Consider the following 22,249-nt stretch of genomic DNA (forward strand, 5'->3'; position numbering starts at 1 on the left):
CCGCGACCGTTCCCGTTCGCCTCTCGCTTCCATAGTGTTCTGGATCACATCGACCACCACGAATTCGGAGGCAAGTCCGTTGACCAGCACGTACTTCGCATGGGATCTGACCCACCGCGCCGACACCCCGTGTGTTCGCGATGACGAGGTCGCCCTGGACTACGCCGGTTTCGCGCGGCGCGTCGAGGGTGTCGCCGAACAACTCAGCCGGGGTGGCGTTCGACGCGGGGACGTCGTGGCCACCTTTCTGCCCAACCGGATCGAACTGCTGGTCACGCTGATGGCGGCATGGCGGATCGGTGCGGTTGCCACTCCGGTCAATCCGGCATTCACCCCCGCGGAAGCCGAGTACCAGCTGACGGATTCGCGAGCACGGGTCGTCATCGGCACACGCACAGCGGAACTGGGGTCCGGACTTGCCCGGTTCGACGTGGATGAGCTGGCGACGGGGCCGAGCGCGGACTGGCGGGGCTCAGAATCGCCGTCCGCCGACGACGACGCACTGCTCATCTACACGTCCGGCTCCACCGGCAAGCCAAAGGGTGTCCGGTTGTCGCACGGCAATCTGCACTACATGGCGTCGACGATGGTCACGCACTTCGGTCTCACCGAGGCCGACCACGCCCTCTTGGTGCTGCCCCTGTTCCACGTCAACGCCATCTGCGTGAGCTTCCTGGCGCCGATGCTCGCGGGCGGACAGCTGAGCATCACCGGAAAGTTCTCGCCATCAAGGTTCTTCGATGATGTCGCACGCCTCACCCCGACATACTTCTCGGCCGTGCCGACAATCTACGCGCTACTCGTGTCGCAGGACGGACTGACGAGCGAGGCCATCGGGTCACTCCGGTTCGCGGTCTGCGGCGCCGCCCCGATATCGAGGGAACTCCTCGATCGGGTCGAAGGCGCCTTCGGGATACCTGTCGTCGAGGGCTACGGCCTGACCGAGGGCACCTGTGCGTCGGCCTGCAATCCGGTCGTCGGAGTACGCAAACTCGGGACGGTGGGCCCCGCGCTTCCGGGCCAGCGGATCTCAGTCGTCGACGAACAGGGCACGGAGGTGCCCACCGGTGAGATCGGTGAAGTGGTCATCAGTGGGCCGAATGTCATGCGCGGCTACCTGAATCGACCGGAAGCCACCGCGGCGACCATCGTCGACGGCCGACTGCACACCGGGGATGTGGGCCGGCTCGACGAGGACGGATACCTCACCCTGGTCGACCGCATCAAGGACATGATCATCCGGGGCGGGGAGAACATCTATCCAAAGGAGATCGAGAACGCCCTCGCGACCCACCCGGACGTGCTCGAGTGCGCGGTCGTGGGCGCGCCGGACGAGCTCTACGGCGAGTTGCCGGTCGCATTCGTCGTCGCATACCCGGGCCGCGCGCTGGACGCCGAGACGCTGGCTGCTCACCTCGCCGGTCGATTGGCAAAGGTCAAGCAGCCGAGCATCATTCAGGTCGTCGACCAACTCCCGCGAAATCCGGTGGGAAAGATCGACAAACCGGCGCTGCGATCCGGTCTCCGAAGTCCGCAGCCCATCTGATCCTCACGTCGACCCGACCTCGACGCCCGCGCTGGGCGCCGGGTCGGTGGCCGGCGCGCCGAGACCGGGAATGCCCGACCCGCATCACATCACAACCGACACACAGAACAAGACAAGGAGTGCGCACCAATGGGACTCACCCAACCAGACTTCCCCCAGGTGGACCCGGAGACATTTCTCCAGCGGCCGTTCTTCGACCGGATTCGCGTGCTGGGAGCACATTGGGCCGACCACGGTTTCGGGACACCGAAGATGGTCCATCTGATCTATCTGATGAAGGTCTTCGTCTTCTACGGAGGCGTCGGGATCGTGCTCGCGACGCTGACATCCGGACTGAACCCGCTGCATGTGACCGAGTGGTGGAATCAACCGATCGTCTATCAGAAACTGGTCTTGTGGACCGTGCTGGTGGAGGTCCTGGGCATCGGAGGGTCGTGGGGGCCGCTGGCCGGACATTTCAAACCGATGACCGGTGGCTTCCTGTACTGGCTGCGGCCACAGACGATCCGGCTCCCACCATGGCCCGGCAAGGTGCCCCTCACCAAGGGTGACTCCCGCACCGCGTTCGACATCGCGGTCTACGCGCTCATACTCGCGAATCTTGCTGTTGCGATAGCACTCCCGGGTATCGTGTCGAACTCGCTGGACTCGGTGGTGGCCGACAATCAGGGACTGGTGAACCCCGTCCTGATGTACCCGCTCATCGCGTTGTTCGTCGTGATCGGCCTGCGTGACAAGGTCATCTTCATCGCCGCTCGCTCCGAGCAGTACCTCCCGGCGATGATCTTCTTCGGCTTCCTGCCCTTCGTCGACATGATCCTCGCGCTCAAACTGCTCATCGTGTCGGTCTGGGTCGGCGCCGGGATCTCCAAGCTGGGACATCACTTCTCGATGGTGATCCCACCGATGCTGTCGAACACCCCGTGGCTGCCGAGCAAGAAGATCAAGCGGGCGCACTATCGCAACTTCCCCGAGGACATGCGGCCGTCGAGGCTGGCCGGCGGCGTCGGGCACGTCCTGGGCACCATCGTCGAGGTCGTCACCCCACTGGTCTTGCTGGTCTCGACGAGCAAGTCGCTCACCGTGGCGGCGGTCGTCCTCATGGTGTGCTTCCACTTCTTCATCCTGTCGACGTTCCCACTGGCCGTTCCGCTCGAATGGAACCTGCTCTTCGCCTATGCCTCGGTGTTCCTGTTCCTCGGATTCCCGGCCTGGGACGGCTATGCGCTGACCGACACGTCGATGCCGTGGGCGATGGTGCTGATCGCCGCCGCGCTCTGCTTCTTTCCCGTGCTCGGCAACCTCCGTCCCGATCTGGTCTCGTTCCTCCCGTCGATGCGCCAGTATGCGGGGAACTGGGCGTCGGCCACCTGGGCTTTCGCGCCTGGTGCCGAGGAGAAGCTCGACCAGCACATCGTGCGGCCCGCGAAGAACACCCGCACCCAGCTCCTCGCGTCGTACCCGGCCGACGTGGCCGATGTCGTGATGCACCAGCTGCTGGCCTGGCGTTCGATGCACAGCCAGGGGCGTGCGCTGTACTCGCTGATGATCCGTCATCTCGGCACCGACATCGACTCCTACACGCTGAGGGAGGCGGAGTTCTCGTGTAACTCACTGGTGGCCTTCAACTTCGGTGACGGGCATCTCCACGACGAACGGCTCATCGCGGCGCTGCAGAAGCGGTGCGGTTTCGCGCCGGGCGAGTTCACGGTGGCCTGGATCGAGTCCCAGCCGATCCACCGGGGCACACAGCGGTTCAAGGTGATCGATGCGGCGCTGGGCGTCATCGAGACCGGGACCTACCGGGTGGTGGATGCGGTGAACGAGCAGCCGTGGCTGCCCAACGGCCCCATCCCGTTCCAGGTCGACTGGACTCTCGACGTTGACGCTCGCCGCGCCGTCACCGATCCTGAAGTGGTGCATGAACCGCAGATGCGCTCCGATGACCGAAGCGCGACGCCGGTCCGGCTGACGGATCAGGCGCCGCAGTGACCACAGCTGTCGTGGTCGGCGGCGGGCCCAATGGGCTCGCCGCCGCTCTGCACCTGGCGCGCAACGGTGTCGACGTGCAGGTCCTCGAGGCGGCCGAGGTCGTCGGTGGCGGGGCCCGGTCGGGCGAGCTCACGGTGCCGGGTGTCATCCACGACCATTGTTCGGCCTTCCACCCGTTGGGTGTGGGCTCGCCGTTCTGGTCGGAGGTCGGTCTCGAACGGTACGGGCTGGTGTGGAAGTGGCCCGACGCCGACTGCGCACATCCTCTCGATTCCGGTGAGGCCGGGCTGCTGTTCCGCTCGGTCGGCGCCACCGCGGCGGGGTTGGGCGCCGACGGATCGCGCTGGCAGGCGATGTTCGGTGATCTGGCCCGGCATTTCGACGATCTGGGCGACGATCTGCTCCGTCCGGTCATGCACGTGCCCGGTCACCCGATCCGGTTGGCGTCGTTCGGGCCCCGAGCCGTCCTGCCTGCCACCGTCATCGCGCGCTGGTTTCGCACCGAGCGTGCCCGCGCGCTGTACGGCGGGATCGCGGCACACCTGTTCTCCCGGTTGGACCGCCCGCTCACCGCGTCGCTCGGGCTGATGATCGCCGCGAGCGGACACCGTTACGGATGGCCGGTGGCCGAAGGCGGTTCAGGGGCGATCACCGCGGCGATCGTCGGCGCACTACGGGATTCGGGCGGCAAGATCGAGACCGGTGTCCGGGTGAGCTCGCGTGCCGACCTGCCGCCGGCGGACATCACGTTGCTGGACTTGTCCCCGGCGCAGGTCCTCTCGATCTTCGGCGACGAGATGCCGGCTCGAATCCGACGCTCGTACCGGCGTCACCGGATCGGGTCGTCGGCGTACAAGGTCGACTTCGCGATCGACGGGGACATCCCGTGGTCGAATCCGGATTGCCTGCGAGCCGGGACAGTGCACCTCGGTGGGAGTTTCGACGAGATCGCCCACATCGAGCGACAGCGAGCGGCCGGTGTGATGGTCCCACGGCCGTTCGTCCTGCTCGGTCAGCAGTACATCGCCGATCCCGGTCGCAGTGCGGGCGGCATCAATCCGATCTACGCCTACGCGCACGTCCCTCGAGGCTTCGACGGGGATGCCACCGAGCAGATCGTCGCGCAGATCGAGAGATTCGCCCCCGGATTCCGTGACCGGATCGTCGCGACCGCGAGCACTGGTACCGAACAACTCCATGCCTCGAACGCCAACTTCGCCGGCGGCGACATCATCGGCGGAGCGAACGACGGGTTGCAGATGGTCCTAAGGCCCCGTGCGGCGCTCGATCCGTACGCGATCGGAGTACCGGGTGTGTACATCTGCTCCCAGGCCAGCCCGCCAGGTGCTGGTATCCACGGGTTGTGTGGGTACCATGCCGCCGAGTCGGCATTACGGTACGCACGGTCGACACGATGACCGCCTCGCGATCGTCCCGTGCGCTGTGGACAGCGGGAGACGCCGCGCGCGACCGGCTCGCCGGAGTTCCCGCGGCAGCCGGTTCCGAACTGCTCGAGCAGGCGGCCGTGATCGCGAAGACGTTGCAGGAGAACGTGTCCGACATCGTCTCCGAGTTGAGTGCGATGATGGCCCGGGAGATCGATCAGCTCGACACCGACCCCAAGCTGGTGGAGTTGCTCGAGGCGAGCGTGCACGGCAACGTCTCCACGATCATCCACGTCCTGGCGAACGACATCCCGATCGAGCACCTGCAACCGACCACCGCCGCGGTGGAATACGCGTTGCGACTGGCGCAACGGGACGTGCCGTCGAACTCGCTCGTCCGGGCCTACCATCTCGGGCAGAACAGTGTGATGCGCCAATGTTATCGATTGGTCGAGGATCTCGATCTCGACGCGGGTCAGTCGATGGCGTTGACCCGGCACATCTCCGATGTGCTGTCCGGTTACATCGATTGGATCTCCCTGTACGTGTTCGAGGCGTACGAAGATGAACGCCGGCGGTGGCTCGGGGTCGAGGGCAACGTGCAATCAGCGGCCATCCACTCGTTCCTCGACAGCGCCGAACCCGATGAGCGGGCCTTCGAGTCCGAGACCGGTTATCCACTGGACCGGCGGCACGTCGCGCTCATCCTCTGGTCCTCCGACGATGAACCGCGCGAACTGGTGACGCTCACCCACGCGGCCCGCGAACTCGGTACCCGACTGGGCGGAGGCGCACCACCGATCGTCACCGCGATCGACCGTTCGACGGTCTGGGCCTGGATTCCCTTGGTCGGGCGGGACATCACCGACGACTCCTCCGTGGTCACCGTCCGCTCGACCGTGCCGGCGGGGATCCGAGTCGCGGTGGGACTGCCTGCATCCGGGGCGCGAGGATTCCGGCGAACCCACGAGCAGGCGCGCGCCGCCTACTCGGTGGCGACCATGCCGGGTGGTACGGCGGATCGGGTGATCGGATTCGGAGACCGGGGTGTGGCCGTGGTGTCCCTGCTGGCACGGGATCTCGAGTCGACGCGGGCCTGGGTCCGGGAGGTCCTGGGCGGGCTCGCCGAGGACACCTCGACCGCGAACATGTTGCGGGAGACCCTGTCTGTGTACTTCGCCACCAAAGAGAGCCATCTCCACACCGCCGAGCGACTCAACCTCCATCGCAACACGGTGAAGTACCGGGTCGGCAAAGCACTCGCCGAGGTCCCGTCGGACCGCGATCGCCTGGATCTCGCTCTGGCACTGACGGTCTGCGAATTCCTCGGGCCGGTGATGTTCACCCGTTGAGCGTCGGTGTCCGATGTCGTGGTGTCAGGCGCCGTCGTTCGACTTCTGGATGTCCCGGCGGGGTTGCCCGGTGATCTCGTCGATCTTCGCGCCGGTCGTGGGTGCGAAATGCGTGTCGTCGAACCGAGGCCTTCCGTCGACGCGCAGGTCATACCGTCGAAGTATGTCTCGCACCGGGTCTTTCATCTCGGCGAAGACGAGTGTGATGGCGTGGGTGCGGAGATAGTCGTCCAGTTCGACGAGTTCGTCGACCGCGGTGGCATCGATGTCGACGATGGGTTCGGCCGCGATGATCACGGTGTGCAGTTGTCGGCCCGCTGTTCTCGCCTCGCGGACCTTACCGCGGACGTAGTCGTCGAACATGCCGCCGTTGGCGAAGAAGAGTGGTGCGTCGAACCGGATGATGAGCACACCGTCGATGCGTTCGGCGTCGGGATGGCGGGTCACATCGTGGTAGCCGCGTAGACCCGGAACCCGCCCCAGCTCCGTCCGGTACGGACGCCACGCGAGATTCACGAAGGCGATGAACGACAGGCCGATCGCCACCAGGATGCCTTGCAGGACACCGATCAGCGCAACACCGAGGAACGCGGCGATCGACAGCGCGCCCTCGACCCAGTTGGCGCGGAACAGCGCCACCACGCCGGAGATGTCGATCAGCGAGATTGCCGCGGCGATCACGACGGCGGCCAGCGCTGCCGACGGCAGGTAGGCGGTGACTCCCGGTGCGACGAAGATGAACACGACGATCAGGAGCGCCCCGACGACCGCGGCGAGTTGCGATTTGGCCCCGGCCTGTTCGGCCACCGGGGTCCGGGACGACGACGCCGAGATCGCGAACCCGCTCAGGAACCCGGTGGCGATGTTGGCGGTGCCGATGGCCGCCATCTCCTGGCTGCCGTTGACCTGGTCGCCGGCTCGGGCAGCAAAGGTCCGGGACAGCACACTCGTGTCGGCGAAGGCGATCAGTGCGATACCGACAGCCGGGCCGATGAGGCTGATGACGTCGTCGACGGTCACGCCTTCCAACGACGGTGACGGGAACCCGCGGGGCATGGCGCCGACGACCGGCAGATCGTCGGACCATCCGAACACCGCCACTGCGACGATCGAGGCCACCACCGCGACGAGGACACCGGGAATGGCCTTGCGCCAGAACTTGAGCGCGAAGATCAGGACGAGGCATGCGATGCCGATGGCCGAGGGGAGCAGTTCGGCCTCACCGGACGCGACACCCTTGACGATGTTGACCGCCTCCTGGATGACGGAATCGCCGTCGACGCTGAACCCCAACAGCTTCGGCAGTTGGCTGAGCACGACGACGAGTGCGATTCCGTTGAGGTAACCGATACGGATCGGCTTGGACAGGAGATCGGTGACGAAGCCGAGCCGGAGCAACCCGCCGATCAGCAGGACCAGGCCGACCTCGATGGCCAGTACGCCGGCGAGCGCGATCCGTTCTTCGTCGAACGCCGCGAGCGGGATGATCGACGCCGCGATGATCGGGGCGAGCGACGAGTCGGGGCCGAGGACCAGGATGCGGGACGGTCCGACGGCGGCATACACGAGCAGCGGTATCACCGTGGCGTAGAGCCCGGTGACCGGCGGCAACCCGGCGACTTCGGCGTATCCCATACCCGCGGGGATCAGCAACGCCGTCAGCACGATACCGGCGACGATGTCGCCCTTCAGCCACGACTTCTCGTAACCGCGGAGCACTCCCAACCCGGGCAGGAGCCGTGAGACCGTTTCCGGTTGCATCAGGCGATTATGGGCCTTCCCGGCCGCGTCGGCACGCCTTTGCCGAGTGGATATCGTGCCGGATTCGATCGGGTCAGGCGGTGACGGTCCGGGCGACGCTTCTCGAGGCCGATGTCCGCGGCGGGATCACGGGTGACAGCGCGAGGGCGATGGTGCCGGTGACCGTGAGATGCGCGGGAACCTCGGCGTGCAGGGTGCGACGATGGCGGGAGAGGTCGACCACGGTGAGGTCGGCCATGGTGGCGCCCGCGAGGTGCGTGCCGGGGAAAGCGACGTCGAGCACCGCGGAGTGCAGGGGGAGAGCGGCGTCGACCTGGACGACGACGCGACCGTGTGCGGCAACCGCGGACGTGATCCGGGTGACCAGGGTGGGGAACCACACCGAGGTCGGGCACAGGGACTGGCAGACCGGTTGGCCCGCGGTGTCGAGGTAGAACGCGATCTTGCGGTGCAGGGATTCTGCGCGGAGCGAGAGATCGCCGGCGACGACATCCGTGCCCGACGCGTGCAGCGTTGTTCCCCACGTTGTCGTCTCGAACGTTCTGGTCACGGTGACACCTTTCAGTGAGGGCAGCATGTCGAACAAGGTCACCGGATCAGATCTACTCCGTGAAATGTTGTCGGGGAACAGATCCTGGCGCTAAGAGTTCGTCAATTCGGCTGCTGCGACGCAAGCATCTCGAGCGCGACGTCCCGAGCGGCGTCGAGTGCATCGGGTTCGACGCCCATGCCGGCGGTCACCAGCGCCCCCTCGTGCAGGATGAACAGCCGTTGCGCCAGTGTGTTCCCATCGGAGACACCGGCATTCGCCGCGACCGAGCGGAGCAGGTCCCGTAGCTCGTACTTCTGCCCGACGATGATCGGATAGGCCGGATGGTCGGGATCGCTGATCTCGGCGTGCGCGTTGATCATCGCGCACCCCTTGTGGCCTCGGTCGGCCGACCAGTCCCGCGTGGCGTCGAAGACCGCGGAGAGTTGCGCGCCCGGAGTCGCGTCGGCTGCGTCGAGCCGGGAGCGGAGGAATTCCTTCCAGGTGGCGTTGCGGGCACGTAGGTACTCGACCACCAACTGTTCCTTGGAACCGAAACGGTCGTAGAGGGTGCGCTTCGTGACGCCTGCCGCCTCCGCGATGGAGTCGACGCCGACCGCATGGATCCCGCGCTCGTAGAACAGCGAGGAGGCCGCGTCCAGGATGAGGCGGGCCTTCGGCGTCCAGTCCACGGTCGCCGGTGCGGCCTCGTGATGAGTGGTCACATGACAAAGACTACACCGATCGGTAAGGTCGGCGAACATGCAGACTTCACAGATCGGTATACCCGCGCGGTGGGCGACCTTTGCGATGTCGGCGGTGTTCGTCATCTGCTGGTCGTCTGGATTCATCGGAGCGAAACTCGGCGCCGGGGCGGCATCGGTGCTCACCGTGCTCATGTGGCGCTTCCTGGTTGTGGCGGTCGTGCTCGGGGGTGTCGTGTACCTCCTGTGGCGGCGGCGTGGTCTGGCGACGATGTCGGCGAGGTGGCTCGGTTCTCAGCTGGTGATCGGGGCCCTCTCGCAAGCGGGTTACACCGTCACCGTGTACTGGGCGATCGCGCTGGGCGTCAGCACCGGCACGACGGCACTGATCGACGGCGTCCAGCCGCTCGTCGTCGCCGCTCTGGCTGGGCCGCTGCTCGGGGCGGTCACCCATCGACGCCAGTGGTGGGGACTGCTCGTGGGAGCGGCCGGCGTCGTCGTGGTCACCTGGTCGGACGCGGCATCGTCCGCAGGTGCGCCCTGGTGGGCATACCTGGTTCCACTGCTGGGGATGGCCGCCCTCGTCGCGGCCACCTTCCTCGAGCGGCGCGTCGACGACTCACCCTCGCCTGTCGTCGTCTTGGCGATCCACTGCGGAGCGTCCGCGGTGATCTTCACCGTGGCAGGGCTTCTCGCGGGAGTGGCGATGCCGCCGGCAGACGGCGCCTTCTGGTTGGCCATCGTCTGGCTGACGGTGCTGTCCACCTTCGGCGGCTACGGGTTGTATTGGGTGCTCCTACGACGATCCGGCGTCACATCGGTGAACACGCTCATGTTCCTCATGCCGCCTGTCACCGCTGTCTGGGGCACCGCGATGTACGGCGAACCCTTCGGCTGGGCAACGGCTCTCGGGCTCGTGATGGCATGCGGCGCCACCTGGGTGGTGAATCGTGCGGCACCGCCGCCCGAGGCACGTGATCCGGGAGAGGCCGAAGCGCGTACGGCAACCGCTGCTCCCTGAGGTCGGGCGTTGCACCTCACCCGGCGGGTTCGTCCGTGCGGTCTCCGTCGGCGCGCCAGGTCACCGTGACCGGGACCTGGTCGTCCCACGGTTGGCGGGTGACGAGGTCGGCGACACGCACGTACCCGCGCTCGAACTCGCCGATCGCCGGGTCGACGAGACGGTACTCCTGCGTCTGACGGTGAATGGGTTGCGCGTCGAGCAGCACGATCCGAACTTCACCGGGCTCGAAATGGCAACGTCGCTGCAAGGATTCGATGAGTTGCTCGTTCGAGAGATGCCCGTCCCCGAAATTCCACCCCATCGCCGTGCTGCAGATGCGTTCGCCGTCGGTGAGGACGTACTGCTCTTCGGGCGTCGGGTGCATCGCTCGGTGCGCCAGCGTGAACAGCGCCCGACCGTGACTGTTGAACGAACGGAACGCATATCCCATGTAGAGCGGGATCTGGGCTGCTTCCGGGCTGCCGTAGAAGCGTTCGAGTTGTGCGGCCGGCATGGACGCGATGGCGACGATGCCCTGCTCGATCTTCGCCGACGCCGACGGTTTGATGCACCACAGGCCGGTGTCCCAGTTGCCGGCGTAGTACCGCATTCCCGGCAGGAACGAGACCTTGCGCGGCATCAGATTCCCGACGACGACAGTGCCGGCGGAGACTGCGAAGAGCAGTATCGGCCAGGGCGATTGGAGATCGGTCAGTCCGATGCCGGGGTGACCGAGGAAGATCGCCACGATCCCGAACATCATGAAGACGTTCCACTCCAACGGAACGCCCATCGGGATCGACGACAGGATGCCGAAGTGGAAGACGAGCATGATGGTCGCCGCGATCGCGGTCACCCATCCGCCGTGCGAGAAGAACAGGACAAGCGGGACGAGGCCCTCGATCGCAGTCGAGAAGTGGGCGATCCACCGCGAACGACGCCCTGGCCTCAGGTCATCGGGGAAGTTCTCGAAGAACTTGCGCTTGATCTTCGGCGACCGCCAGATCGGGTTGTTGGACATCATCGTCGCGATGACGAAGGGGAAGTGTTTGTTCAGCTTCGACGTCGCCGCCCCGAGCCAGATGCAGAGGAACACCAGCTTCGCAGCGATGATCATGTCGACACCGCTGAAGAGGAACGCGACCGTGAACGCGCCGTAGACCTCGCCGCGCGCCGCGAGGAACACGGTCTTGTCCCGGAGACCGATCGCCGCGAGCAAGCCCACCACGGCCCAGATCTGCCAGCTGGGGAGGACGCCGACCGTCGTGTCCAGTTCGGGGATCGCGCCGGAACCCGGGCTGAACAGCGCGATGACGAGGACGACGAGCAGCGCGCCGTAGAGGACGACATCGACCGGACCACGAGAGTCTCCTGCGGTCAACGGGATTCGCGGCCACGGTGGTTGACGGATGGTCTTCGGGCGCAACCAGTAGAGGATCGAACCCAGCGGTGGGAAGAACCGGTTGTTCAGCGGACCGAACCCACATCCGAGGCCCACGACCTCGAACAACATGGTGTAGAGCACGATCTTCTGGAAGACGATCGGCTCGTTGTACCAAGTCGTGACGTCGAAGAAGCCGTCGACGCCGGGGGTGCTGATCACGATGACCCAGCCGATGAGGATGTAGGCGAGGATCTTGCCCACATAGAACAGGTGTAGGGCCACCGGCGTGCCGAACCCGACTTCGGCCCAGTGCCGGGCCATCGGCTTGATCTTCTCCGCGCGAGAGCCCCGGCTCCACGTCGGGAAGTCGATCTCCGGGGTCGTCTGTTTCAGGAATCCCATCGTCGGAGAACCTAGCAAACCAAGTGCTTGCTTGGCGCCAGTTCGGTTGTCTGGGCGACAGCGACCGTTGTCGTGTGAACCGTGGTCTACTGAATGGATGATGTACGTCGTGATTGCCGTCTTCGTGGTGGTCATGGCGGCGGCCCTCGTCGTGCTGCTGGGCATGGCGATCGGCGCGTTCTCGGCGATGTTCACCGGCATGCGTGACGACATCCGCAGCCGGAGGACGGCCACACGGTCGAAGGCAGGCGGCCCACTCCCGGCGCGCGCACCCGAGGAATCCTCGGCGGACCCGTTGGCCGACCTCGCCGACACGCTTCGGGTGGCGCAGGCCCGGCGGTGGAAGTCATGCGAGTCGATTCGACAGCGCCTGGACGTCGATCCCTCCGACGGCGGGGAGGGCGATCCCGGCGGGTTCATCTTCCGAGCCCTGGACATCTGGTGTGGTCGATCGCTCGAGGGGTTCGACGATGGGCCCGATGATGCGGGAGGTCGGGCTCAGAGGTACAGACGTGCCGTGGACGAACTCGACGGCTTCTCGTCCGACCCGATAGGTCAGATCGCATGGACGACCGCGTCGGTTGCCGAACGCATCGACGGTCTCCCCGCGTGGCGCCTCGACTTCTTCGATCGCCACTCGGTGCGCGCCGACCTGAGCGGTGAGGTCACCGCCATCGCGAACGCGGCCGTCGGCCTTCGCGACCAGTTCGCCATTCTCGGCGACGCGCCGGCGGGGCACCTGGCCGCCGACCCGGAAGTGGTCTCCACGTTTGCCGAGAAATCACTCCTGCTGTCGGGCCGCCTCGACGAACTGGTCCGGCGCCTGGAGGCGTTCGCCGGCTACGAGCGGATCGTCGCGCAGATCCAGCATCGGCAGGAGAAGCAGGCGTGGCTCGACCGTGTCGGCGGGATCAACGATTTCGAGCATGTCGTCGCCACCGAATGGGATCGGGCGGAGGCCGACCGGGTGCGGCACATGGCCGACGAATCGGATGTGCTGGCCTCGATCTACCTCGATGAGATTGCGCCGTTGGCGAAGTCGTTGAAGCGCAACTGACCGAGACCGGTCGGTGTGCTCATCGCGGGGCGGTGACGATCTGGAACAGGACCTCCCGGCGGACGACGAAACCCAGTTGCTCGTACAACCGGATCGCGCTGACATTGCGGGCGTCGGCATGAAGGATCGGGGTGTCGCCTCGGTCCCGGATGCGGTGTGCCAGATCGAGTACGAGTCGTGAGGCCAGCCCGAGGCCGCGAAACCCCGGGTCGGTGCACACCGCGCTGATCTCGGTGTACCCCGGAAGCCCCAGCCGTTCGCCGCCCATCGCGATGAGACGACCGTTGCGTCGAATCCCGAGATAGGTGCCCATCTCGATGGTGCGAGGACGGAACGGGCCGGGGCGGGTCCGTTCGACCAGATCGGTCATCTCCGGCACATCCGCAGGTGTCAGGGGCACGGCCTCGTCGTCTCGCCGCGTGTCGACGCCTGCATCGATCATCTGTACTCCGGGCAGGTCCATCGTCGTATCCCATTCGTCTGGTGGACGATTGGTGACCACCGGCAAGAACAGGGAACCACCCGGACCGACGAAATCGGCGGCGTCCGACCAGTCCTGCGCGGTGGGAGAGTCGGGGAGAGCTGCCATGGGGCAGACGTCGGGGTGATACCGCAGAGCCGAACCATGGCGCTGTGCGAAGTGGGCGTGCGGACCGGTGAGCGCGGCGAGAGCCGGATTGTCGAGCAACGCGTGACCGGTGATTCCGTGTTCGGGTACCCGTTCGTCGGTGATGCGGTCGGTCACACGGTGACGATACGCCCACACGGTGCGGACATCGGTGGTGGCACGTCAGGGTGCGGGGTTGCACGTGGGTGTTGAAGCCTGTGGATGTATTCGGGAACGTGATCGGCCCGCGCTGTTACTGTCCGCCGTGTGAATTCACCCTATCCGCCGGGATACTCTCATCGCCCGAATCCCGGAAATCCGCGGCCTATCCGGCATCCCGGTCCGCATCCCGCCTTCGGCGTCCCGGTGAACCGTACTCCGCCGCCACGGAAGCAGGGGAGCGGATGCATGGTCGCGCTGCTGATCGGTGGTGGAATCGTCCTCGGTGTGGTCGTTCTTGCCGTCGGGCTCATGACGGCGTTCCGCGACGGGCAGAGGGGGGCGGACAGGGAACAAATGTTCGCAGTGGGCGACTGTGTGGTGTGGAACGCGGCGGGGACAGTGTTCGACCGCGTCCCGTGCTCGTCGCAGCGTGCGGTGGACAAGGTCTACGCGGTGGTCGAGCTGACGGAGCTCGCTCGATGTGTCCAGGTGGACGGAGTCGAGCGTGCGGTGACCCTGACGTCGCCGGACCGCGTGGCCCTCTGTGTGGGTCCGAAAGACATCGATCCCTCGAAGTCCATCAACAATGTGCAACGGGGCGAGTGCATCTCGTCCGAGGTGCCGCCGCAGCGGCCACGCCGGGTGGCGTGCACCGAAAGCGGGGCGAGGAAGGTCGACGCGCGAGTCGACCACCCGTTGCCACAGAATCATCCCGACGCCAAACGGGATTGCATCAACGCGGGAGCCGCTGATTCGACGCTGATGTTCTACTACGGGGCCGATGGAGTGGTGGACGGGAAGCATGAGGCGCATTACCGGTTGCTGTGTCTCTCGGATGCGCGTGGTTGATCATTCGTGTCGAAGTCCATGTCGGTGAGGTGCCGCAGAGGGTCGGGAGGGGGCGTTCGATGATGGGTGGACGTTTGGTGAGTGCACTGTTGAGACTGTTACGCCGATGAACCCGGCCGGCGGCGCCCCAGGGCCGCGCTCACTCCGGGGACAAACCGGCCAGGATTCGAGCCATCAGGTAATTGGACACCCGCAACTCACCGTTCCGAACGCGTCACCAGGAACTTGTCACGCAAACTGGAGACATCGAGCAGGCCACTCGGGCGGCCGCCGCCCAATACGAACGCACCGGGCACCGCGATTCAGCCGGTCTCCGGTGGACGCCAGTCGATGTCTGTGCGGGAGAGTGTCGTGATGTTGTCGCGGCCCAGCCAGACCGGAGTACTGACTGTTTGCGTGACGTACAGCCCGCGGCGTGCCGCGACGACGCGGTCGTACTGGCTCGGCCAGTTGATCTCGGTGGCGATCCCGTCGAGTGTTGTACGTCCACGGTCTAGCGCGCGTTGCACGTGGACCGGCGCGGGCAAGCGGTCGGACTTGTTGATGTTGCATCTTTGACAGGCGGTCACGAGATTGGCCAGTCCGTCGATGCCCAGGCGTGACCACGGTAAGACGTGATCTACGTGCCGAAGGCGTGTTGTCGTAGTCCCGCAGTAGAAGCACGACGGGCCGAACCTGTCGACCAGAGCTTCTCCTGCTCGCTGCAGGGATACTCGGTCGGTGCCGAAGAGGTGGCCGACCAGGTCCGGACCGTCGTCGAGGATGGCCTTGTTCATTCGACGCACGTCATCCACCCAGGCGAGTTGAAAAGCCGGTTTGAGCAAGGGGGCAAGGCGCGCAAGGGAGAGACAGACACCGGGGAACAGCGTGAGCCTGTTCCCGTGATCGATGACCACTCTTCGCGAGTCGGTCCCCATCCACGAGTCGTCATACAGGAAGCGTTCATTGGTATCGCCAGATGTCAGGTTCTGCAGGAGTTTCAGTGGATAGCGGACGAGGGTTCGCTTCACATTGGCATGGGCGATCAAGTATGTGTCCGACCTACGCGAAGCGAACAGCTCGGCTGTGCCCTGGCGTGGCCCGGTGGTCTGGGACCGCAAGACGGCAACCGCGTCGAAGATGACCCCTCGACCATCGCTGGATTGACGCAACTGGTTGCCGTCGAGGGGTCGCAACTGACGCCAGTACAGTTCGATCACTCGGCTCGTGAGTTCATCCAGGTCGATGTCCACCGGCGCCTCGGTGTCCTCGGGAACGGACTCGACGGCGAGGTCGAGCAGCGCCACGAGCACTGCGAGTTTATAGGTTGCTGTGCGCCTTCCGTTCTCGAGAATGGCGACGAGCTTCTGGCCGAGAGTCAAGGGATCGGCGGGGACGGACACCCAAGAAGCTTACGACTCTGCCAGTGGCCGCATGTGTTCGACGACTTTCGCCCAGTTCTCGAATCCTGGCCGGCCGAAATGAATGTGGGTCCCCTGGAAGTCTTCGACGCCGCGGGCGGTGCGATCGTCGATGATGAAGTCGCCTCGATTGAGGTTCTTGTGGTGCGAGAGGATTAGTCGCTTGTGGGCGCGGGAGTCCTTCTCGCGTCCGAAGTGCATTTTCACCCACAGCAGCTTCTCGGTCCAGGCGAGGGGATTGTCCCAGGGGGCAGTGGACAGGATGTAGGTGTCGAACAGTCGCGACAGGTCGTCGAAGGCTTCGATGGCTCCGGGCATGGGGTCCATCAGAGAGAAGATCCCGGGAACGTCGTCGAGTCGGCCCTCGAATCGTGTGTGCTCAGCTGCGCTGAGTTTGTCTATGCCGGAATGGAAATCGACGAGCGTGTTGTCCATGTCGATGTAAAGGATCTTCTTGGTGGTAACCACCGGTGCCTCTGTCATGATGTGTGATTCCCTCTGCGCTGGATCAGTTGTGACGATGGCTCATTCTTCCGACAATGTTCGGGCCGTGACCACGGTCGAAAAGGGGCTCGAACACCTGACACTCACAGAGTAGGACGGAGGTATGACAGTTTGACCGTTTCGCGTCGGCACCGCACAAGGCTGGGCGGGTGCATGTGATGCACCCGCCCAGCCTCTTTCGGATCTCGACCAGAAGGTCGCCGAGTCCGAGAACTCCGTAGAACTCAGTTCGAGACGATCTCCACCGGCACCGCGTTGCCGAGGGTGTGCCCGACCGGTGAGCTCGCCTGGACTTTGGCGTGTAGCTCGTCGAGCTTCTCGCGCGGGGCGTCGGAGTCGATGGTGACTGTCGCGGTGATGGACTCGAACCCCGCATGGCCCTCCGCCAGGCCGAGGAAGACGTGGAGGTCGAGGTCGCCTTTCAGATCGATTCGCAGATCCTTGAGTTCGATGCCCGCCGTCGTGGCGTTCGCGGCGTAACCGACGGCCAGGCAGTTGCCCAACGCGCCGAGTAGTTGCTCGACGGGGTTGGGCGCCGTGTCGCCGCCCCCGAGCGCGGCGGGCTCGTCGGATGCGATCGGCGAGAAGTTGCGAATCCGGGCCGCCGATGCGAACGAACCGTTCCACTGGACGTGCGCGGCCCACGTCGTCTGAGCCTTGGTGGCGTCGCCCTGGATCGCTTCGACCAGTTGGCCGACGGCGGCGATGTCCACGTCATTGAGGCGGGTGGCGGTCTCGGTCATGGTGCTCCTTCGACGGTCTGGTTGCCGACGAAGCTAGCGGGCGACGCGGTGACCGGCGAGGTTCTGCGTCAGGCTGGGCGGAAGCCTTCACTGTTGTCGCACGGGAGCGCATCCTGCGCGTCCGCAGATCGTGATCCGTAGCGCTGTCGACCCTGACTGCCAGACTTCAACTCGACTGACAGACCTCGATCGAAGTCTGTCAGTCGAGTTGAAGTCTGGGAGTGAGGGCGAACAGCGGCTGGGTGGTGGCATGAGCGCACCGAACCCGCTAGATTGTTCAGCATGCTGAACAATGTCGAGGTGCCTAGTGTGTGCCGCCACTCGCCGAGGACTGAGGGGCGAGTGTGACACCTGGGGAACAGGTCTCGATTCCACTGGCGCTGTTCGACTTCGTGCCGGTGGTCTTCGGCGCTCTTGGTGGATTCATCGTCGCTCGCCGAATCGGCTGGCTCCCTGCGTATGTCGGCGCCACCCTGGTCTTTGTCGGTGGATTCGCGAAAGCTACCTGGAAGCTTTTGGCTGCCTCCGACGTTGCTGATATCCCCAGGCTGGCGGATGGGTTGTTTCCACTCATGGGATGCGGGTTTCTGCTGCTCGCGGCAGCTGCGTGGGGAGTCCGCAACCTCGCGGTCGCTCTCCTTCTCATGGGTCTGGCGGCTGTTGGTGTGGCGGTACCGGCGATCGCGGACTGGTACCTGATCGCGGTGATACTCGGATCCACAGCGCTCTACGCCGCCCTCGCTCGCGACGCGTGGAAGGTCCGTGACGTCACGACGGTGGCGCTGCTCGCCGTGTGCCTGGTGGCGGCTTACACGCTGGGGCCGCTGGCGGGTCGAGAACAGACGCTGTCGCTGCAGTGGCTCGAGCAGTCGATCAACGCGGTCGGCCAGGCAGCTTTCGCGCTCGCCGCTTGGCGGCTGACGCGTGTGGTTCGCTCGGATGCGGCACGGGACGGGACCGGGGTGCTGACGCAGCACAGCCTCTGACACGGCCCGCCGACTGAGAATGTCGCCTGTCTACCAGGTGATTTCGATCTCCAGCTCGGATTCGTCCTCGCCCCGCTCGATCTCGATCTTCAACTGGACCCTGGCCGGGATGTCCACGCGGACGGTCTTGTTGTTCTCCACGAAGGACACTTCGTTGTGTCGCGCGATGGCGTCCGCGAGTTCGTGAATCTTCTTCGCCGCCTCCTCGCGAGTCAGTTCGGTCTTGGTCTTGTGCTCGAACAGTTCGTCGCTCATCAGTCCATCTGAACCGACCGGATGGGTCCGGTCAAGCGACATGCGTGCTGAGAAACGCCGACCCGTGACACGGACACCTTCTGGTCACCCGCGCTTCACGATCCATTGAAAGTGCTGCGCGACCCTGAGGATCATGACCCAACCCGAACGAGTCGGCACCCCGTCACGACGCACGATTCTGCGCACCGCCGCTGCGGGTGCGCTGCTCGTCCCGGTCGGATCGGCGATGGCGGCCTGTGGGTCGTCGAATACTGGTTCGGCGGCACCGAGCCTGGTCCGGAATCGCCCCGTTCTCACTCATGGAGTGGCCTCCGGGGAGGTCACCAGCGGAGGGGCACTCGTGTGGGCGCGGTCGGACCGCCCGGCGACCATGATCGTCGAGACGGCGTCGAGCGAGACCTTCACCAATGCACGGAAGCTCCGTGGACCGATGCTCACTCCCGCCGGCGATGGGACCGGCCGACTGCGGGTGGCCGGTCTGGAACCCGGGCAGACCGTGCACTACCGCGTCACTCTCGAAGGTGAGGACGGGGCGCTCTCCGAACCGGTGACCGGCGTCTTCACCACCGCTCCGGTGCGAGAGGGGGACATCAGGTTCCAATGGTCCGGTGACGTGGTCGGTCAGGGGTGGGGAATCAACCCCGACATGGGCGGGATGACCATCTTCGGCACCATGGCCGATCGCGATCCGCAGTTCTTCGTCCACTCCGGCGACGCCATCTACGCCGACAACCCCGTCGAACCGACGCAAGAGCAAAATGACGGCAAGGTCTACCGCAGTATCACCAGCCCGGCGAAGGAACAGGTGGCGCAGACCGTCGACCACTTCCGCGGGAACTACGCATACAACCTGACGGACCATCATTTTCGACGCTTCGTCGGGTCTGTCCCGCAGCTGGTGCAGTGGGACGATCACGAGGTCGTCAACAATTGGTTCCCGGGCGAGAGCCTCGCGGGGCAGGGGCGCGAGGGTTACATCGAGATGAGCGTCGATGTGTTGGCGCGCAATGGACGTCAGGCCTGGCAGGAATGGCAACCCGTCGAGATCGGCTCCGCTGGTCGTGTGTATCGCAAGGTCTCGTACGGCCCGCTGCTGGACGTCTTCCTCCTCGACATGCGCAGCCACAAGGACCCGAATCCCGATGCCTGGTCGAAAGACAACGCCGACGGTCTTCTCGGTTCCGAGCAGACGCAGTGGCTCATCGACGGACTCCGGGGTTCGCGGGCCACGTGGAAGATCGTCGCCAACGACCTGCCGCTGAGCATCGTCGTGGAGGACAAGAACACGACACCGGCCCATGGCCCGAAGGCGATGGAAGCAGTCGCGCAGGGGGATGACGGTGGCCCGCTCGGTCGAGAGATCGCGTTCTCTCGCATCCTTTCTCAGACGAGGGACGTTCAGAACATGGTGTTCCTCACCGCCGATGTCCACTACGCCGCCGCGATCTCCTACGAACCCGACCGCGCAGGCTTCCAGGACTTCTCGCCGTTCTGGGAGTTCGTGGCCGGACCACTGCACGCCGGAGCGTTCCCCGAGAGTCCGCTGGACCGTACATTCGGCGCCGAGTACGAGTTCGTTCACGCGCCGACGGAGTCGAATGTGTCGCCGGCCGAGGGGTTCCAGCACTTCGGCGAGGTCACGATCGACGGCAGGACCAAGGTGCTGAGTGTGACTCTGGTCGACGCATCGGGAAAGGACCTGTACCGAAAGGACCTCGAGCCGGCGTCGTGACGACCCTTTGACAGAGTGCGGGATTCGTCCCGGAATCCGTTGCCTGTTCCGCACTCTCGGGAGCGCTCACTAGCTCAACGGCCGCAGGAACTCACCGGTCACGTCGACGGCCGGGGCCGACGACCCGCCGCCCACGACCAAGGTCGCGAACGCCAGGTCCCCGACGATCCCGGCGAACCAGCCATGCGGGTTCTTGTTGTCCCCGTACTCGGCGGTGCCGGTCTTGCCGCCCAAGCCGGGAATGTCCCGGAGTGCGGTGGCCGTACCGCGAATGACCGTGTCACGCATCATGCCCCGAAGTGCACGAGTGACATCGTCCGAGATCTGTTGCGGTTCGATGTCTCCCGTCGTTCGCTGACCCTGAACCAAGCTGGGGACGACGGTTTCGCCGCGCGCGAGACTTGCCTCGGCGAGCGCAAGGCCGAAGGGGCTCACGGTCACCGTGCCCTGACCGATGCCGTTCTCGACACGTAGCGCGGGGGAGTCGGCTCTGGGTACCGAGCCGGTCACGGTCGTCAGGCCAGGAACGGTGTAATCCGCGCCGATGCCGAAGCGGCGCGCCATCGTCGTCAAGGCGTCGTCGGAGAGCTTGTTCGCGAGTGCGCCCATCGTCGTGTTGCACGACCGTGCGAACGCGGTGGGCAGTGGCACGGTCCCCAGGTCGAAGTCGTCCTCATTCGGGATGGTCCGCCCCTCGATGGTGGCGCGACCGGGGCAGCGGACCTGCGAACCGATTTGCACCGCCTCGGCATCGAGCGCAGCGGCGGTCGTGATGGTCTTGAAGGTCGAACCCGGTGGGTACAGGCCGGACAGCGACACCGACCCCGACTTGTCGGCGGCGCCGTTTTGTGCGACGGCGACGATGCCCCCGGTCGAGGGCTTGATTGCGACGATCATGGCTGGGCGTCGGTCACCGTCGACGGCGAGCTGAGCCCGGGTCTGGATATCCCGGTCGATGGTGGTTCGCACCGGCGGTGTCGGACCGGGCTGAGCCGAATCCACCAGGTGGGTGGGAGTGCCCTCGGCGTCGACTATCTGAACCGACCACCCGGCCGTGGCGTCGATCGCCGTGCGCCAGATGTCCTCGAGTCCCGACATCGCCGGCGAGTGGAGAGCTTTTGTCGCGCTGAGGAGCGCGCCCTGCTCGGTGAGCGTGACGCCGGGGATGGCTGCCACGTCGCGCTTCACCCGGCCGATGTCGGAGTCGCGGAGTCGGATGACCGTGTGTTGCCGAGCGTCGTTGCCCTCGAAGCTCGCGCGGATCCCGGCTGCCGTCATCCCGGGTTCGACAGGCCGGAGCGCACGCGCGAGTGTGGCTGCCGAATTGAGTTGGGCGCGCGACAGGCTCACCAGCGTCACGGGTTGCCACGTCATGAGGGGTCGACCGTTGGAGTCGAGCACCGGGGTTCGGTATGCGCGATCGTCGCTGTAGGAGAACGATTCTCCGGCACGGAGCTGTCGGTGCATCACCGACGGCTGCCACCGGACCCGCCACTGCGAATTCGACTCCACGAGCGTCACAGAGGTCTGATATTCGACACTGCGGTCCCGGATCTGCCAACGATGATCGAGCGAACCGCTGACCTCCTTGTCGTCGACGAGGCTGCCGGTCACCGAGAGTTTCGGCGTCTGACCCATGCCGTCGAACACCGCTGCGATCGCCGCGCCTGCCGCTGCCGGATCGTCGGTGAGCGCCGCAGCACCTGTGGCATCACCCTTCTGCAGAGCAGCGGCGAACGACCGCAACGCATCCTCCGGCGAGTCCGAGGTCAGGAAGCACCCCGACACCGTGCCCACGATCACCGCACATGCACTCAGGAGTGCCCACCAACGACGCATGTCCGCAAGCCAACCCATCGGGGCACCGTGACGCAAAGTTTCGGCACGCGATAGGTC

General features: G+C 65.5%; 19 protein-coding genes. 9 read left to right on the forward strand and 10 right to left on the reverse strand.

Features of this window, described 5'->3' with window-relative positions:
• Positions 1 to 79 precede the first annotated feature (79 nt).
• From BCM27_RS01995 to BCM27_RS02010, 4 genes are all read left to right on the forward strand, one after another.
• The gene (locus tag BCM27_RS01995) at positions 80 to 1,546 is read left to right on the forward strand and encodes a class I adenylate-forming enzyme family protein (RefSeq protein WP_004021782.1); all 1,467 of its coding nucleotides are present in this window, start codon (positions 80 to 82) and stop codon (positions 1,544 to 1,546) included.
• 129 nt (positions 1,547 to 1,675) lie between these two features.
• Positions 1,676 to 3,538 carry a DUF3556 domain-containing protein gene (locus BCM27_RS02000; protein ID WP_004021781.1) on the forward strand — a complete coding sequence of 621 codons (1,863 nt, stop codon included), beginning with the start codon at positions 1,676 to 1,678 and terminating at the stop codon, positions 3,536 to 3,538.
• The gene (locus BCM27_RS02005) at positions 3,535 to 4,956 is read left to right on the forward strand and encodes a phytoene desaturase family protein (protein ID WP_004021780.1); all 1,422 of its coding nucleotides are present in this window, start codon (positions 3,535 to 3,537) and stop codon (positions 4,954 to 4,956) included. Before BCM27_RS02000 ends, BCM27_RS02005 begins: the two co-directional genes overlap by 4 nt.
• Complete coding sequence (locus BCM27_RS02010) at positions 4,953 to 6,275, forward strand: PucR family transcriptional regulator (protein WP_004021779.1); 1,323 nt, start codon at positions 4,953 to 4,955, stop codon at positions 6,273 to 6,275. Before BCM27_RS02005 ends, BCM27_RS02010 begins: the two co-directional genes overlap by 4 nt.
• 24 nt (positions 6,276 to 6,299) lie before the next feature.
• Here the strand turns inward: BCM27_RS02010 and BCM27_RS02015 are convergent, their stop codons facing one another.
• The 3 genes from BCM27_RS02015 to BCM27_RS02025 all read right to left on the reverse strand — a co-directional run bounded on the left by BCM27_RS02015 (position 6,300) and on the right by BCM27_RS02025 (position 9,257).
• The gene (locus BCM27_RS02015) at positions 6,300 to 8,036 is read right to left on the reverse strand and encodes a SulP family inorganic anion transporter (protein ID WP_004021778.1); all 1,737 of its coding nucleotides are present in this window, start codon (positions 8,034 to 8,036) and stop codon (positions 6,300 to 6,302) included.
• Positions 8,037 to 8,109: 73 nt separating this feature from the next.
• Positions 8,110 to 8,586 (reverse strand): hypothetical protein, encoded by a 477-nt coding sequence (locus BCM27_RS02020; RefSeq protein ID WP_167550892.1) that lies wholly within the window; start codon positions 8,584 to 8,586, stop codon positions 8,110 to 8,112.
• 101 nt (positions 8,587 to 8,687) lie between these two features.
• Entirely contained in the window at positions 8,688 to 9,257 is a 570-nt protein-coding gene (locus BCM27_RS02025) for a TetR/AcrR family transcriptional regulator (protein WP_004021776.1), read from the reverse strand.
• A gap of 70 nt (positions 9,258 to 9,327) precedes the next feature.
• Between BCM27_RS02025 and BCM27_RS02030 the strand changes: the two genes are divergently transcribed.
• Positions 9,328 to 10,290 (forward strand): DMT family transporter, encoded by a 963-nt coding sequence (locus BCM27_RS02030; protein WP_004021775.1) that lies wholly within the window; start codon positions 9,328 to 9,330, stop codon positions 10,288 to 10,290.
• A 16-nt stretch (positions 10,291 to 10,306) separates the two neighbouring features.
• Here the strand turns inward: BCM27_RS02030 and BCM27_RS02035 are convergent, their stop codons facing one another.
• On the reverse strand, positions 10,307 to 12,058 hold the full coding sequence (locus tag BCM27_RS02035; RefSeq protein WP_004021774.1) for a DUF3556 domain-containing protein: 1,752 nt from the start codon (positions 12,056 to 12,058) through the stop codon (positions 10,307 to 10,309).
• A 97-nt stretch (positions 12,059 to 12,155) separates the two neighbouring features.
• On the opposite strand from BCM27_RS02035, the gene BCM27_RS02040 reads away from it, so the two are divergent.
• Complete coding sequence (locus BCM27_RS02040) at positions 12,156 to 13,115, forward strand: hypothetical protein (protein ID WP_033204561.1); 960 nt, start codon at positions 12,156 to 12,158, stop codon at positions 13,113 to 13,115.
• Positions 13,116 to 13,134: 19 nt separating this feature from the next.
• Here the strand turns inward: BCM27_RS02040 and BCM27_RS02045 are convergent, their stop codons facing one another.
• Complete coding sequence (locus BCM27_RS02045; protein ID WP_004021772.1) at positions 13,135 to 13,860, reverse strand: GNAT family N-acetyltransferase; 726 nt, start codon at positions 13,858 to 13,860, stop codon at positions 13,135 to 13,137.
• Between the two features lie 270 nt (positions 13,861 to 14,130).
• On the opposite strand from BCM27_RS02045, the gene BCM27_RS02050 reads away from it, so the two are divergent.
• On the forward strand, positions 14,131 to 14,733 hold the full coding sequence (locus tag BCM27_RS02050) for a hypothetical protein (RefSeq protein ID WP_004021771.1): 603 nt from the start codon (positions 14,131 to 14,133) through the stop codon (positions 14,731 to 14,733).
• A gap of 302 nt (positions 14,734 to 15,035) precedes the next feature.
• On the opposite strand, the gene BCM27_RS02055 is transcribed toward BCM27_RS02050, so the two are convergent.
• The 3 genes from BCM27_RS02055 to BCM27_RS02065 form a co-directional block, all read right to left on the reverse strand.
• Positions 15,036 to 16,115: an HNH endonuclease gene (locus BCM27_RS02055; protein ID WP_004021770.1), complete on the reverse strand. Its 1,080-nt coding sequence runs from the start codon at positions 16,113 to 16,115 to the stop codon at positions 15,036 to 15,038.
• A 9-nt stretch (positions 16,116 to 16,124) separates the two neighbouring features.
• Positions 16,125 to 16,616 (reverse strand): 5' nucleotidase, NT5C type, encoded by a 492-nt coding sequence (locus BCM27_RS02060; RefSeq protein WP_033204558.1) that lies wholly within the window; start codon positions 16,614 to 16,616, stop codon positions 16,125 to 16,127.
• A 245-nt stretch (positions 16,617 to 16,861) separates the two neighbouring features.
• Positions 16,862 to 17,380: an OsmC family protein gene (locus BCM27_RS02065; RefSeq protein ID WP_004021532.1), complete on the reverse strand. Its 519-nt coding sequence runs from the start codon at positions 17,378 to 17,380 to the stop codon at positions 16,862 to 16,864.
• Between the two features lie 344 nt (positions 17,381 to 17,724).
• Here BCM27_RS02065 and BCM27_RS02070 point away from each other — a divergent pair, with 344 nt between their 5' ends.
• On the forward strand, positions 17,725 to 18,366 hold the full coding sequence (locus BCM27_RS02070; protein WP_004021533.1) for a hypothetical protein: 642 nt from the start codon (positions 17,725 to 17,727) through the stop codon (positions 18,364 to 18,366).
• A gap of 30 nt (positions 18,367 to 18,396) precedes the next feature.
• Here the strand turns inward: BCM27_RS02070 and BCM27_RS02075 are convergent, their stop codons facing one another.
• Positions 18,397 to 18,621, reverse strand: coding sequence for an amphi-Trp domain-containing protein (locus BCM27_RS02075; protein WP_004021534.1), 225 nt, complete (start codon positions 18,619 to 18,621; stop codon positions 18,397 to 18,399).
• A 133-nt stretch (positions 18,622 to 18,754) separates the two neighbouring features.
• Here BCM27_RS02075 and BCM27_RS02080 point away from each other — a divergent pair, with 133 nt between their 5' ends.
• The gene (locus BCM27_RS02080; RefSeq protein WP_004021535.1) at positions 18,755 to 20,353 is read left to right on the forward strand and encodes an alkaline phosphatase D family protein; all 1,599 of its coding nucleotides are present in this window, start codon (positions 18,755 to 18,757) and stop codon (positions 20,351 to 20,353) included.
• A gap of 69 nt (positions 20,354 to 20,422) precedes the next feature.
• Here BCM27_RS02080 and BCM27_RS02085 read toward each other — a convergent pair whose 3' ends face one another.
• On the reverse strand, positions 20,423 to 22,192 hold the full coding sequence (locus BCM27_RS02085; RefSeq protein ID WP_033204556.1) for a penicillin-binding transpeptidase domain-containing protein: 1,770 nt from the start codon (positions 22,190 to 22,192) through the stop codon (positions 20,423 to 20,425).
• Positions 22,193 to 22,249: the final 57 nt, after the last annotated feature.

Source organism: Gordonia terrae (assembly GCF_001698225.1).
Lineage (GTDB): Bacteria > Actinomycetota > Actinomycetes > Mycobacteriales > Mycobacteriaceae > Gordonia > Gordonia terrae.

What these genes read in the sequence shown, in the direction of transcription:
- BCM27_RS02000 (WP_004021781.1), top strand. Translation starts at nt 1,676, where the DNA reads ATGGGACTCACCCAACCAGACTTCCCCCAGGTGGACCCGGAGACATTT.
- BCM27_RS02010 (WP_004021779.1), top strand. Translation starts at nt 4,953, where the DNA reads ATGACCGCCTCGCGATCGTCCCGTGCGCTGTGGACAGCGGGAGACGCC.
- BCM27_RS02015 (WP_004021778.1), bottom strand. Translation starts at nt 8,036, where the DNA reads ATGCAACCGGAAACGGTCTCACGGCTCCTGCCCGGGTTGGGAGTGCTC.
- BCM27_RS02030 (WP_004021775.1), top strand. Translation starts at nt 9,328, where the DNA reads ATGCAGACTTCACAGATCGGTATACCCGCGCGGTGGGCGACCTTTGCG.
- BCM27_RS02035 (WP_004021774.1), bottom strand. Translation starts at nt 12,058, where the DNA reads ATGGGATTCCTGAAACAGACGACCCCGGAGATCGACTTCCCGACGTGG.
- BCM27_RS02040 (WP_033204561.1), top strand. Translation starts at nt 12,156, where the DNA reads ATGATGTACGTCGTGATTGCCGTCTTCGTGGTGGTCATGGCGGCGGCC.
- BCM27_RS02050 (WP_004021771.1), top strand. Translation starts at nt 14,131, where the DNA reads ATGGTCGCGCTGCTGATCGGTGGTGGAATCGTCCTCGGTGTGGTCGTT.
- BCM27_RS02060 (WP_033204558.1), bottom strand. Translation starts at nt 16,616, where the DNA reads ATGACAGAGGCACCGGTGGTTACCACCAAGAAGATCCTTTACATCGAC.
- BCM27_RS02065 (WP_004021532.1), bottom strand. Translation starts at nt 17,380, where the DNA reads ATGACCGAGACCGCCACCCGCCTCAATGACGTGGACATCGCCGCCGTC.
- BCM27_RS02075 (WP_004021534.1), bottom strand. Translation starts at nt 18,621, where the DNA reads ATGAGCGACGAACTGTTCGAGCACAAGACCAAGACCGAACTGACTCGC.
- BCM27_RS02080 (WP_004021535.1), top strand. Translation starts at nt 18,755, where the DNA reads ATGACCCAACCCGAACGAGTCGGCACCCCGTCACGACGCACGATTCTG.
- BCM27_RS02085 (WP_033204556.1), bottom strand. Translation starts at nt 22,192, where the DNA reads ATGCGTCGTTGGTGGGCACTCCTGAGTGCATGTGCGGTGATCGTGGGC.